The sequence below is a fragment of the Pseudomonas sp. 2957 genome (genome assembly GCF_031456345.1).
GTDB classification, from domain to species: domain Bacteria; phylum Pseudomonadota; class Gammaproteobacteria; order Pseudomonadales; family Pseudomonadaceae; genus Aquipseudomonas; species Aquipseudomonas siliginis.
Genome location: NZ_JAVDUL010000001.1, coordinates 207176 through 219907, shown reverse-complemented (window position 1 = coordinate 219907; position 12732 = coordinate 207176). Strand labels below are relative to the sequence as shown.

14 protein-coding genes are annotated in these 12732 nt (G+C 58.8%); 2 read left to right on the top strand and 12 right to left on the bottom strand.

The window, feature by feature from the left end; genetic code table 11:
* The first annotated feature begins 59 nt into the window (after positions 1 to 59).
* Positions 60 to 383, top strand: a complete 324-nt coding sequence (gene fdxA, locus J2Y39_RS00935) for a ferredoxin FdxA (protein WP_016771449.1) — start codon at positions 60 to 62, stop codon at positions 381 to 383.
* A 532-nt stretch (positions 384 to 915) separates the two neighbouring features.
* On the opposite strand, the gene rpoS is transcribed toward fdxA, so the two are convergent.
* From rpoS to J2Y39_RS00895, 8 genes are all read right to left on the bottom strand, one after another.
* Entirely contained in the window at positions 916 to 1923 is a 1008-nt protein-coding gene (rpoS, locus tag J2Y39_RS00930) for an RNA polymerase sigma factor RpoS (protein WP_016771451.1), read from the bottom strand.
* Positions 1924 to 2029: 106 nt separating this feature from the next.
* Positions 2030 to 2899, bottom strand: coding sequence for a peptidoglycan DD-metalloendopeptidase family protein (locus J2Y39_RS00925; protein WP_041478115.1), 870 nt, complete (start codon positions 2897 to 2899; stop codon positions 2030 to 2032).
* 212 nt (positions 2900 to 3111) lie between these two features.
* Positions 3112 to 3747: a protein-L-isoaspartate(D-aspartate) O-methyltransferase gene (locus tag J2Y39_RS00920; protein WP_160768345.1), complete on the bottom strand. Its 636-nt coding sequence runs from the start codon at positions 3745 to 3747 to the stop codon at positions 3112 to 3114.
* 38 nt (positions 3748 to 3785) lie between these two features.
* Positions 3786 to 4535: a 5'/3'-nucleotidase SurE gene (gene surE / locus J2Y39_RS00915; protein ID WP_024011837.1), complete on the bottom strand. Its 750-nt coding sequence runs from the start codon at positions 4533 to 4535 to the stop codon at positions 3786 to 3788.
* Positions 4523 to 5581, bottom strand: coding sequence for a tRNA pseudouridine(13) synthase TruD (gene truD / locus J2Y39_RS00910; RefSeq protein WP_310214480.1), 1059 nt, complete (start codon positions 5579 to 5581; stop codon positions 4523 to 4525). The genes surE and truD overlap by 13 nt, the downstream gene beginning before the upstream one ends.
* Positions 5578 to 6051, bottom strand: a complete 474-nt coding sequence (gene ispF, locus J2Y39_RS00905; protein ID WP_310214478.1) for a 2-C-methyl-D-erythritol 2,4-cyclodiphosphate synthase — start codon at positions 6049 to 6051, stop codon at positions 5578 to 5580. Before ispF ends, truD begins: the two co-directional genes overlap by 4 nt.
* Positions 6052 to 6094: 43 nt before the next feature.
* Entirely contained in the window at positions 6095 to 6940 is an 846-nt protein-coding gene (gene fghA / locus J2Y39_RS00900) for an S-formylglutathione hydrolase (protein ID WP_071174549.1), read from the bottom strand.
* Between the two features lie 88 nt (positions 6941 to 7028).
* Positions 7029 to 8141, bottom strand: a complete 1113-nt coding sequence (locus J2Y39_RS00895; RefSeq protein ID WP_310214475.1) for an S-(hydroxymethyl)glutathione dehydrogenase/class III alcohol dehydrogenase — start codon at positions 8139 to 8141, stop codon at positions 7029 to 7031.
* Positions 8142 to 8257: 116 nt separating this feature from the next.
* Between J2Y39_RS00895 and J2Y39_RS00890 the strand changes: the two genes are divergently transcribed.
* Positions 8258 to 9154 carry a LysR substrate-binding domain-containing protein gene (locus J2Y39_RS00890; RefSeq protein ID WP_310214472.1) on the top strand — a complete coding sequence of 299 codons (897 nt, stop codon included), beginning with the start codon at positions 8258 to 8260 and terminating at the stop codon, positions 9152 to 9154.
* 132 nt (positions 9155 to 9286) lie between these two features.
* Here the strand turns inward: J2Y39_RS00890 and ispD are convergent, their stop codons facing one another.
* The 4 genes from ispD to kdsA form a co-directional block, all read right to left on the bottom strand.
* Positions 9287 to 9994, bottom strand: a complete 708-nt coding sequence (ispD, locus tag J2Y39_RS00885; protein ID WP_310214469.1) for a 2-C-methyl-D-erythritol 4-phosphate cytidylyltransferase — start codon at positions 9992 to 9994, stop codon at positions 9287 to 9289.
* Complete coding sequence (gene ftsB / locus J2Y39_RS00880; RefSeq protein ID WP_016771460.1) at positions 9991 to 10269, bottom strand: cell division protein FtsB; 279 nt, start codon at positions 10267 to 10269, stop codon at positions 9991 to 9993. The genes ispD and ftsB overlap by 4 nt, the downstream gene beginning before the upstream one ends.
* Positions 10270 to 10438: 169 nt before the next feature.
* Positions 10439 to 11728, bottom strand: a complete 1290-nt coding sequence (eno, locus tag J2Y39_RS00875; RefSeq protein WP_056783223.1) for a phosphopyruvate hydratase — start codon at positions 11726 to 11728, stop codon at positions 10439 to 10441.
* Positions 11729 to 11883: 155 nt separating this feature from the next.
* Positions 11884 to 12729, bottom strand: coding sequence for a 3-deoxy-8-phosphooctulonate synthase (gene kdsA / locus J2Y39_RS00870; RefSeq protein WP_310214463.1), 846 nt, complete (start codon positions 12727 to 12729; stop codon positions 11884 to 11886).
* Positions 12730 to 12732: the final 3 nt, after the last annotated feature.

The window sequence follows — 12732 nt, the reverse complement described above, 5'->3', positions numbered from 1 at the left end:
ACCTGGCGACCCCAACCGTGAAGGGGCAACGCTGCCGCCGCCTGAGGAGAAAATTAGAAATGACCTTCGTCGTCACCGACAACTGCATCAAGTGCAAGTACACCGACTGCGTAGAAGTCTGTCCGGTGGACTGCTTTTACGAAGGCCCGAACTTCCTGGTGATTCACCCGGACGAGTGCATCGACTGCGCGCTGTGTGAACCAGAATGCCCGGCTGTGGCGATCTTCTCGGAAGACGAGATCCCAAGCGGCATGGAAAATTTCATCGAGCTTAATGCCGAGCTGGCGGATATCTGGCCGAACATCACCGAGCGCAAGGATCCTCTCCCGGATTCCGCTGATTGGGATGGCAAGCCGAACAAGATCGAACAACTCGAACGCTGATCTACCCCGCGCTCGACTGAAAGGCCCCTTGTGGGCCTTTTTGCTTTTGCAGGTTTTACTTTTCTGCAGACGAAAAAAGGGGCGGTATGACCCGCCCACATTTTTTCCCTATTCCCTGTGTTCCTTTTCATCGTCCTGATGAATCGCCTCCTGCGATGTCCGTTCCCCTCTTCCGTGAAGGGCGTGTCTGTCCGTCGACACAGTTGAGATATTAGAGAGTTTCTGGAGAGGAGCAATTGGCCCCCGGCGTACGCGCACTCTGTCACAAGGACATAACATTTACGAAATAATTAACAAAATCAAAAGGTTGCTCACTGCAAGTTAGCGCGATCGCCTTCCACCGAAGTGTAAAAATAACGAACACTTACGACACAGTAAGCAAAGGCTTACAGTGCGAGACTACAAATTCAGAAATTGACGACCGCTCGTCTGGCACCCCGCCTTGCCAGACGCGATGCACGAGACAGGCATAAACAAAAAGCCCCGACTGATTGAATCAGCCGGGGCTTTTTGCGGGCGGTCGATCAAGCGCTTATTGGAACAGCGACTCGCTCGACAGGCCATTCTTCTCCAGGATCTCGCGAAGGCGCTTGAGGCCTTCCACCTGGATCTGCCGTACCCGCTCGCGGGTCAGACCGATCTCCAGGCCGACATCTTCCAGCGTGCTGCTTTCGTGACCGCGCAGGCCGAAGCGGCGAATCACCACCTCGCGCTGCTTGTCGGTCAGTTCCGACAGCCATTGATCGATGCTCTGCGACAGGTCATCGTCCTGCAGCAGTTCGCACGGATCGGTGGGACGATCGTCAGTGAGGGTGTCCAGCAGGGTTTTATCCGAATCCGGACCCAGCGAGACGTCGACCGAAGAAACCCTTTCGTTCAGGCCAAGCATGCGCTTGACCTCGCCCACCGGTTTTTCCAGCAGGTTGGCGATTTCTTCGGGTGAAGGTTCGTGGTCGAGTTTTTGCGTCAGCTCCCGTGCGGCCCGCAGGTACACGTTGAGCTCCTTGACCACGTGAATCGGCAACCGGATGGTCCGGGTCTGATTCATGATCGCGCGTTCGATGGTCTGACGGATCCACCAGGTCGCGTAGGTCGAGAAGCGGAAGCCGCGCTCGGGATCGAACTTTTCCACCGCGCGGATCAGGCCGAGGTTGCCCTCTTCGATCAGATCCAGCAGCGACAGCCCCCGATTGACGTAACGCCGGGCGATCTTGACGACCAGCCGCAGGTTACTTTCGATCATGCGCTTGCGCCCGGCCGGATCGCCACTTTGCGACAAGCGCGCAAAATGAACTTCTTCTTCCGGGGAGAGCAGAGGGGAAAAGCCGATTTCGTTGAGATACAGCTGCGTGGCATCAAGTGCCCGAGTGTAGTCGATATATTTATGTTGTTTGAGTGTGGCGGAGTGTCTGGATTTGGAACGAACGGAAGGTGGAGCAGCCCCTTCATCATTCAACATCGAATCCGAATCGATGCCGGTCTCCATAAGGAGAACCTCATCGTCGATGTCAAACTCCGGCACTTCTTTACTGAGAGCCATTGTTATAGTCCTTTGGTGAGTTCGACCCCAAGCTCAAGCGACGCCTTTATCCTTGGCAACGCTGGAGCCTGTCCCCTCTACGCGACGGAACAGGCTGGCCTACAAATCAACGTCTTGGCAGGAACTGCAGCGGATCCACTGGTTTACCTTGGCGGCGAATCTCAAAATGCAGTTTCACCCGGTCTGTACCCGTTGACCCCATTTCGGCAATTGTCTGTCCGACCTTGACCTGCTGCCCCTCCCGAACCAACAGCCTGCGGTTATGTCCGTAAGCACTGACGTAGGTTTCGCTGTGTTTGATGATGACCAATTCGCCGTAGCCCCTTAAGCCACTCCCGGCGTATACGACCGTCCCATCAGACGCAGCTAAAACAGGCTGTCCCAAATCTCCGGCGATATCAATTCCTTTATTCAAACTACCGTTTGAAGAGAATTTTCCAATCAGAACGCCATTAGATGGCCATCCCCAGCCGGTCGGGGCCGGGCCTGCCGGAGGCAGTGGAGCGGGTGCAGGTTTGCTCGCGACGGACGGTACAACCCCTTTGGAACCGGTGGTTGTAGTGGTTGTGGTGCCATTCGCCTGGCGCCGGATTACCGTGGTTTTACTCGACGAAGAAGGTGAAGAACTGGAGTTGCTCACCACCGCTGTCGGCGTTGAACCGCTGCGCCCGTCGAAGCGAATTGTCTGACCCGGATGGATCGTATACGGCGTAGGAATATTGTTCCGGGCGGCGAGGGTTTTGTAGTCCCAGCCGTAACGAAAGGCGATCGAAAACAAGGTATCGCCGGGACGGACTACATACTGCCCGGTAGTAACGGTAGGACGTTGCGCCACCGCATTGTTGCGATCAACAACGCGCACGTTGCTCGATTTGGTGCTGGAGCAACCGACCAGCAAGGTGCTCAAGACAAGGCCAGTCACCAGGCGCTGAAAGCTCGTGTTACCCATACGCTGCGCAATGACTGTGAGACTCACCCGCCGCTCCCTTTGTGGTGGCTGAAAAATTCTGAATGCCGCATTGCGGCATGAGGTGTCGCAAGTATAACGGGCCGAACCGGCTTTACCTTTAATGAAGCGAAATCACCGGACGCACACGTTTGCCAAGGGCAAGTACGCTGCGTTTAAACTCTGGCTGCCGGTGTAAGACCGGCGCCGTTGAAAGGAATTCAGCGCCTGCTCGCAAATGCTCAGGCCAGTGGCCCGTTGAGCAAAGGCACGAAACGCACAGCGCCCAAAACGTGTCGGGAAAAGCCATGTTCTTCGCGCACGATCAGCATCAGTTGTTGCACTTCACCGGAGCCGACCGGAATCACCATGCGCCCACCGGGGGCCAGTTGATCCAGCAAAGCTTGCGGTACATCGGTGGCAACGGCGGTGACGATGATGCCGTTGTAGGGCGCCAGCGCCGGCCAGCCTTCCCAGCCATCGCCCCAGCGAAACACCACGTTGCGCAGGTTCAACTCGACCAGACGCTCCTTGGCGCGGTCCTGCAGCACCTTGATGCGTTCGACCGAAAACACCCGTTCAACCAGTTGCGACAACACCGCCGTCTGGTAGCCGGAACCGGTGCCGATCTCCAACACTTTATCCAGCGGGCCGGCCTCCAGCAGCAGCTCGCTCATGCGCGCCACCATATAAGGCTGGGAAATGGTCTGGTTGTTGCCGATCGGCAGCGCGGTGTCTTCGTAAGCGCGATGTGCCAGCGCCTCATCGACAAACAGATGACGCGGCGTGCGGCGGATCACTTCCAGCACTTTGGCGTTCGACACGCCTTCTTCATACAGCCGCTGGATCAGTCGTTCACGTGTACGTTGGGAGGTCATGCCAATTCCGCTACGCAGGCGGTCGTCATGTTCACGCATCAGCTCAGCCCCCCCAGCCAGCCATCCAGACTTCTGAAGGCATCATTGAAGGTGCGATCGAGCTGCAACGGTGTGATGGACACATAACCCTGCATCACGGCATGAAAATCGGTACCCGGGCCGCCGTCCTCAGCATCGCCGGCAGCGGCGATCCAGTAACCGGCCTTGCCGCGCGGATCGACCACTTTCATCGGCGCCGCCGCGCGGGCGCGATGACCGAGGCGGGTCAACTGAATGCCACGGATGTGATCGATGGGCAGATTGGGAATGTTCACGTTGAGCACCGTGCGCGGCGGCAGATCCAGCCCGGCGTGGGCCTCGACCAGTTTGCGCGCAAAGTAGGCCGCAGTCGGCAGATTGTCCACCTGACGCGAGACCAGGGAGAAGGCAAACGATGGGCGCTCGAGAAATCGTCCTTCCAGCGCTGCCGCCACGGTTCCGGAATACAGCACGTCGTCGCCAAGATTGGCGCCCAGATTTATGCCGGATACCACCATGTCCGCTTCGCGCTCAAGCAAGCCGTTAAGACCCAGGTGAATGCAATCGGTCGGTGTGCCGTTGAGGCTGATAAAGCCGTTGGCCAGGTATTGCGGGTGCAGCGGACGGTCGAGCGTCAGCGAACTGCTGGCGCCGCTTTTGTCCTGCTCCGGGGCGATAACCACGCATTCGGTGTAATCCGCCAGCGCAGCATAAAGCGCGGCGAGACCGGGCGCGGTTACCCCATCGTCGTTTGAAATCAGAATACGCATGGGCTGTCCGTCTGCCCCACCGGCACCAGATCAACGAGCTCGCGCACCAATACGGTGGCAAAGCATCCGGCCGGGAGGACGAATTCCAGTTGCAGAATGTCAGGTTGGGGATAATGCCACGTCAACCCGCCAATGGGCAGCCGCAGGATGCGACGTTCATGGCTCATGCCGGCGTGGATCAACCAGTCACGCAGATCCGCTTCGCGGGCGGCGATCTCCTGCTCCAGTTCATGGACTGCGCCAGCGGTTGGCGAGTCACCTTCGCCCCACTGCGGACCGGTCGGGTGCAGATCGAGAATCGACAGACGCGGGTCGCTGCATTCGGCTTCGCCGGCCGGGAAAAAGCTGCGGCTGTCAGTAAAGGCCAACAGATCGCCAACCAGCGCGGTGTTCCAGGTGCCATCGGCGACGCGCGCCGCCAGCACCTGGTTGAACAGAAAGCTGCGCGCCGTCGACAGTAACCGCGATCGCACATTACGCTGTTCCGGCAAAGCCTTGCGCGCCGCCCACGCCCGCGCATCGACAACGTTGCCGCCATCATGGCCGAAGCGCTGAGCGCCGAAATAATTGGGGATGCCTTGTTTGGCGATCAGTTGCAGGCGCTGTTCAATCGCATCTTTGTCGCCATTGAATCGCGTCAGGCGCAGGGTGAAGCCATTAGCCGAATGCGCACCGCGTTGCAGCTTGCGCTTGTGGCGCGTGGTCTTGAGGATCTTCAGCGTGTCGTTTTCCGCCGCCGACAGATCAGGATCGGCCTTGCCCGGCAATTGCACGCTGAACCACTGTCGGGTCAGGGCCTGACGGTCCTTGAGGCCGGCATAGCTGACGGTACGCAACGGCACGCCGGCTGCCTTGGCGATACGCCGCGCCGCTTCTTCGGTATTGAGGCCGCGCTTTTCCACCCAGATCCACAGATGTTCGCCGTCACCGCTGAACGGGATATCCAGCACTTCATCGACCTGGAAATCTTCGGCGATGGCTTTCAGTACTGCTGTACCGAGCGGTGCGCCATAGGCCCGCGGGCCGAGCAATTGCAGTTCATTCATGCGCGCAGCAACAAGGCAACGGAGTGCACGGCGATACCTTCTTCGCGACCGACAAAGCCAAGCTTTTCGGTGGTGGTAGCTTTGACGTTCACTTGATCCAACTCAACTTGAAGATCCGCCGCGATCAGCGCGCGCATCGATTCGATATGCGGCGCCATTTTTGGCGCCTGGGCAACGATGGTGTTGTCGACGTTGCCGATTTTCCAGCCCTTGGCGTGGATCAGACTGACCACATGACGCAACAGCACACGGCTGTCGGCGCCCTTGAATTGCGGATCGGTGTCCGGGAAGTGTTTGCCGATATCACCCAGCGCCGCCGCGCCGAGCAAGGCATCGCTCAAGGCGTGCAGCAGGACGTCACCGTCGGAGTGAGCGAGCAGCCCGAAGCCGTGTGCAATCTGCACGCCGCCCAGAGTAATGAAATCGCCATCAGCGAAACGGTGCACATCGTAGCCGTGGCCAATACGCATAAAAAAACGCCCCGATTTTTGTCAGGGCGTGATTCTACCTGCATTAACCGCGCAGAGCGCGTGCGTGATGCTGCAAGTGGTCGTCAATGAAGCTTGAGATGAAGAAATAGCTGTGGTCGTAGCCCGGTTGCAGGCGCAGCTCCAGCGGATGCCCCGCTTGTTTTGCCGCGTGTTGCAGGGCTTCGGGTTTCAGCTGGGTGGCGAGGAAATCGTCACGATCACCTTGATCGACCAGCAACGGCAATTTCTCCGTCGCATCGGCGATCAGCACACAGGCGTCCCACTCCTTCCACTTCGAACGGTCTTCGCCCAAATAGTTGGAAAAGGCCTTCTGACCCCACGGGCAATCGATCGGATGGGTGATCGGCGAAAAGGCCGAAACCGATTTATACCGCCCAGGATTGCGCAAGGCACAGACCAAAGCACCGTGGCCGCCCATCGAGTGGCCGCTGATGCTGCGCTTGTCTGAAGCGGGGAAATGCGCTTCGACCAGAGCAGGCAATTCCTGCACGACATAGTCATGCATCTGATAGTGCCGCGCCCACGGTTCCTGCGTGGCGTTTAGATAAAACCCAGCGCCGAGGCCGAAATCCCAAGCTTTGTCGGCATCGTCCGGGACATCCGGGCCACGTGGGCTGGTATCCGGCGCGACGATGATCAGACCAAGTTCGGCAGCCATGCGCATCGCGCCGGCCTTCTGCATGAAATTCTCATCGGTGCAGGTCAGCCCCGACAACCAGTACAGCACCGGCAGCTTGCCGCCCTGCTCCGCTTGCGGCGGCAGGTACACGGCGAAGACCATGTCGCAATCAAGCACTTCGGAGCGATGGCGATAACGCTTGTGCCAGCCACCGAAACTCTTCTGACAGGAAATGTTTTCCAGATTCATAGCACTTCAGCCGCAAGCTGCGAGCTTCAAGCTGCAAGAGGGAATTGCGCCTGCTTGCAGCTTGTGGCTTGTAGCTTGCCGCTGCTCCTTAGAAATGAATGACGGTGCGGATGCTCTTGCCTTCGTGCATCAGGTCGAACGCCTTGTTGATATCTTCCAGGCCCATGGTGTGGGTGATGAAGGTATCCAGCGGGATTTCGCCGCTCTGGGCCATGTCGACGTAGCTTGGCAATTCAGTCCGGCCACGCACGCCGCCGAACGCCGAACCGCGCCAGACGCGACCGGTGACCAACTGGAACGGGCGGGTAGCGATTTCCTGGCCGGCACCGGCGACACCGATGATGACCGACTCGCCCCAGCCTTTGTGGCAGCACTCAAGCGCGGCGCGCATCAGTTGCACATTGCCGATGCACTCGAAGGAGAAGTCGACGCCGCCATCGGTCATGTCGACGATTACTTCCTGGATCGGACGATCAAAGTCTTTCGGGTTCACGCAATCGGTGGCACCGAGTTGTTTGGCGATTTCGAACTTGGCTGGATTGATGTCGATGGCGATGATCCGCGCAGCCTTGGCTTTCACCGCGCCGATCACGGCCGACAAGCCGATACCGCCGAGACCGAAGATGGCCACGGTGTCACCCGGTTTGACCTTGGCGGTGTTGAGCACGGCGCCGATACCGGTGGTTACGCCGCAACCGAGCAGGCAAACCTTCTCCAGCGGCGCGTCTTTGGAGATCTTCGCTACGGAAATTTCCGGCAGTACGGTGTACTCCGAAAACGTCGATGTGCCCATGTAGTGGAAAATCGTTTCGCCCTTGTAGGAAAAGCGCGAAGTGCCGTCCGGCATCAGGCCCTTGCCTTGGGTGGCGCGAATCGCCTGGCAGAGGTTGGTCTTGCCCGACTTGCAGAATTTGCACTGGCCGCATTCCGGGGTGTACAGCGGAATGACGTGATCGCCGACGGCAACCGATGTCACGCCCTCGCCGATCGCTTCAACGATGGCGCCACCTTCGTGGCCAAGGATCGACGGGAAGATGCCTTCCGGATCCGCGCCGGACAAGGTATAGGCGTCCGTGTGGCAAACGCCGGAAGCGACGACGCGCAGCAATACTTCACCGGCCTTGGGCATGGCGACATCGACTTCTACGATTTCCAGCGGCTTCTTGGCCTCGAAGGCAACGGCGGCGCGCGACTCGATCATGCTGACTCTCCAATGAATCCAGTAAATATAAAAGCAGACAGACAGTGTAGTTCAGCGTGCCCTGAGGAATAATCCGGACCAAAGCAAAACATTATTGCCATACAGGGATAATCCAAGTGTCGGAAAACCGCTGGGAAGGCATCGACGAGTTCGTTGCCGTCGCCGAATGCAACCAATTCACCGCCGCTGCCGAGCGTCTTGGGGTTTCTTCCTCCCACGTCAGTCGACAAATCGTACGGCTCGAAGAGCGTTTGCAGACGCGCCTGCTCTACCGCAGCACCCGGCGGGTGACGCTGACCGAGGCCGGGCAGACTTTCCTGCAACATTGCCAGCGCCTGCAGGACGGCCGCGAAGAAGCGTTGCGCGCGGTGGGCGATCTGACCAGCGAACCGAAAGGCATGCTGCGCATGACCTGTGCGGTGGCCTATGGCGAACGCTTTATCGTGCCGCTGGTGACGCGGTTCATGGGGCTGTATCCGCAGCTGCGCATCGATATCGAGTTGAGCAATCGCCAGCTGGATCTGGTGCATGAAGGGCTGGATCTGGCAATTCGCCTTGGCCGACTCCAGGATTCGCGCTTGGTCGCGACACGCCTTGCGCCACGAAGAATGTACCTATGCGCGTCGCCTTCCTACCTGGAACGGTATGGGCGCCCACACAGCTTGTCGGAATTGAGTCGGCACAATTGCCTGATTGGCAGTTCGGATATCTGGCAACTGGAACAGAACGGGCGGGAATTTTCCCAACGGGTGCAGGGCAACTGGCGTTGCAACAGTGGGCAGGCGGTGCTGGACGCGGCGCTTCAGGGTGTCGGGTTGTGTCAGTTGCCGGACTATTACGTGCTCGAGCATTTGCACAGTGGCGCGCTGATTTCCTTGCTGGAGGCGCATCAACCGCCGAATACTGCGGTGTGGGCGCTGTATCCGCAGCAGCGGCATCTGTCGCCGAAGGTGCGCAAGTTGGTGGATTATTTGAAGGTGGGACTGGCTGAAAGGCCGGAGTACAAACTTTGAGTTATTGGTTGCCTGTGCGACCGCTTTCGCGAGCAGGCTCGCTCCCACAATTGACCGAGTTCGACAGCTGAAAGCATTCCCTCTGTGGAAGCGAGCCTGCTCGCGAAGGCAATGGCACAGCGACCCCAAATCTCAGCGGCGATTCGCCCATCGCTGGCGCAACCACTCCAGATCTTCCGGCCGGGTCACCTTGAGGTTATCCGCCCGCCCTTCGATCAGACGCGGTGCCAGACCGGCCCATTCCATCGCCGAAGCTTCATCGGTGATCACCGCATCCGCAACCAGGCTGTCGGCCAACGCCCGATGCAACGCGCCGAGGCGGAACATCTGCGGTGTATACGCCTGCCAGATCACGCTGCGATCCACGGTTTCAACCACACGACCGTTTTTATCAACGCGTTTGAGCGTGTCGCGAGCGGGCACCGCCAACAGACCACCGACCGGGTCATCCGCGAGTTCGGCAAGCAACTTGTCGAGATCATCGCGACTCAGATTTGGCCGGGCCGCATCGTGCACCAGCACCCAATCGTCATCCTCGGCACCTTGCGCATGCAGATGCAACAAGGCGTTGAGCACCGAAGCGGAACGCTCCGCCCCGCCGTCCACCCGCTGAATGCGTGGATCGCTGACGCAAGCCAGATTCGGCCAATAGGGATCATCGAGAGCAAGACTGACCACCAGGCCCTTGAGGCTCGGGTGATCGAGGAAACAGCCGAGGCTGTGTTCGAGAATTGTGCGCCCGCCCAGTTGCAGATATTGCTTGGGACGGTCCGCGGCCATTCGGGCACCGACGCCCGCGGCAGGAATCACGGCCCAGAAGGCCGGCAGGGAATTGATCATTGGGCCAACTGGTAAAGGGTTTCGCCATCCTTGACCATGCCCAGTTCGTGACGAGCCCGCTCTTCAACGGTCTCCATGCCTTTCTTCAGCTCGCTGACTTCAGCGTCCATCACCCGGTTGCGCTCCAGCAGGCCTTCGTTTTCGGCATGTTGCTCGGCGATCTGCTGTTTCAGCTCGGCGACCTGCGCCAGACTGCCATTGCCCACCCACAGGCGGTACTGCAGACCGGCCAGCAGCAAGAGCAAAACAAGAAACAACCAGTAAGGACTGCGCATCGAATATCAGGTATCCAGTGAAAAAAGACAGCCACGCATAATGTTGCAGCATCTGATAGCACGAAGCCTGGAAAGATCCAGGCTTGTGCTTAAGGCATCAGATTAGTGGCAAATCCATCGCTGTCACGACTTTTCCGACACAATCCGGTGTCCTTTGATCAGGTTGCGCTTAACCGCGGAACTCGGCACGGCCGTTGTACTGGGCCTTGCCGTTCAACTGCTCTTCGATACGCAGCAGTTGGTTGTACTTGGAAACGCGGTCGGAGCGGCACAGCGAACCGGTCTTGATCTGCCCAGCCGAGGTGCCCACAGCCAGGTCGGCAATGGTCGAATCTTCGGTTTCGCCGGAGCGGTGCGAGATCACTGCGGTGTAGCCGGCAGCCTTGGCCATCTGGATGGCTTCCAGGGTTTCGGTCAGGGTGCCGATCTGGTTGAACTTGATCAGGATCGAGTTGGCGATCTTTTTATCGATGCCTTCTTTGAGGATCTTGGTGTTGGTCACGAACAGGTCGTCGCCCACCAGCTGGGTCTTCTCGCCGATCTTGTCGGTGAGGATTTTCCAGCCGGCCCAGTCGGACTCGTCCAGACCGTCTTCGATGGAGATGATCGGATAACGCTCGGTCAGACCTTTGAGGTAGTCGGCGAAACCTTCAGCAGTGAACACCTGGCCTTCGCCGGACAGGTTGTACTTGCCGTCTTCGTAGAACTCGCTCGCGGCGCAGTCCAGCGCCAGGGTCACGTCGGTGCCCAGCTTGTAACCGGCATTGGCCACGGCTTCGGAGATTACTTTCAGCGCGTCTTCGTTGGACGCCAGATTCGGCGCGAAACCGCCTTCGTCACCAACGGCGGTGCTCAGGCCACGGGCCTTCAGCACAGCTTTCAAGTGATGGAAAATCTCGGTGCCCATGCGCAGACCTTCCGAGAAAGACTTGGCGCCAACTGGCTGCACCATGAATTCCTGGATGTCGACATTGTTATCGGCGTGCTCGCCACCGTTGATGATGTTCATCATCGGGACCGGCATCGAGTACACACCCGGGGTGCCGTTGAGGTTGGCGATGTGTGCGTACAGCGGCAGATCCTGATCCTGCGCAGCTGCCTTGGCCGCAGCCAGCGACACGGCGAGGATGGCGTTGGCGCCCAGGGTCGCCTTGTTTTCGGTACCGTCGAGCTTGATCATCGCTTGGTCGAGGGCTTTCTGGTCGCTCGGGTCGGTGCCCAGCAGCAGATCGCGGATCGGACCGTTGATGTTGGCTACCGCCTTGAGCACGCCCTTGCCCAGGTAACGGCTCTTGTCGCCATCACGCAGCTCGAGCGCTTCACGCGAGCCAGTGGATGCACCGGACGGCGCGCAGGCGCTACCGATGATGCCGTTGTCGAGAAGCACGTCCGCTTCCACGGTGGGATTGCCACGGGAGTCGAGAACTTCACGACCTTTGATGTCGACGATTTTTGCCATTGTTGTAAACACTCCAAAGTTGACGAAAACGACGCAGCTAGAGGAAATCTTTATCGTCGGCAAGCGAAGTACAGCGGGCAGACTTGCAGACGACAACGCTCACGTCCGAGGGCATGAGCGACAAATCGTGCGGTACTTTACCGGAGAATCGAGCGTTACGCGGTTTCTACCGTCGGAAAACTCTTCACCAGTTCGTCCAGAGCTTTGAGCTGGGCCAGGAATGGCTCCAGTTTGTCCAGACGCAAGGCGCAAGGGCCGTCGCATTTGGCGTTGTCCGGATCCGGATGCGCTTCGAGGAACAGACCCGCCAGCGACTGGCTCATGCCGGCCTTGGCCAGATCGGTGACCTGCGCACGGCGACCGCCAGCGGAGTCGGAACGACCGCCAGGCATTTGCAGCGAGTGGGTCACGTCGAAGAACACCGGGTATTCGAACTGCTTCATGATGCCGAAGCCGAGCATGTCGACCACGAGGTTGTTGTAGCCGAAGCTCGAACCACGCTCGCAGAGGATCAACTTATCGTTACCGGCTTCCACGCACTTGTTCAGGATGTGTTTCATTTCCTGAGGCGCGAGGAACTGGGCTTTCTTGATATTGATCACGGCATTGGTCTTTGCCATCGCGACAACCAGATCGGTCTGGCGCGACAGGAAGGCCGGCAACTGAATGATGTCGCAGACTTCAGCGACGACCGCAGCCTGGTCCGGCTCGTGGACGTCGGTGATGATCGGCACGCCGAACGCTTGCTTGATGTCCTGGAAGATGCGCATGCCCTCTTCCAGGCCAGGACCGCGATACGAGGTCACAGAAGACCGGTTGGCCTTGTCGAAGCTGGCCTTGAACACGTAAGGGATACCGAGTTTTTCGGTGACCTTTACGTACTCTTCGCAAACCTGCATGGCCATGTCACGGCTTTCCAGCACGTTCATGCCGCCGAACAGCACCATGGGTTTGTCGTTGGCAATCTCGATGTCGCCGACGCGGATGATCTTCTGTGCCATCGG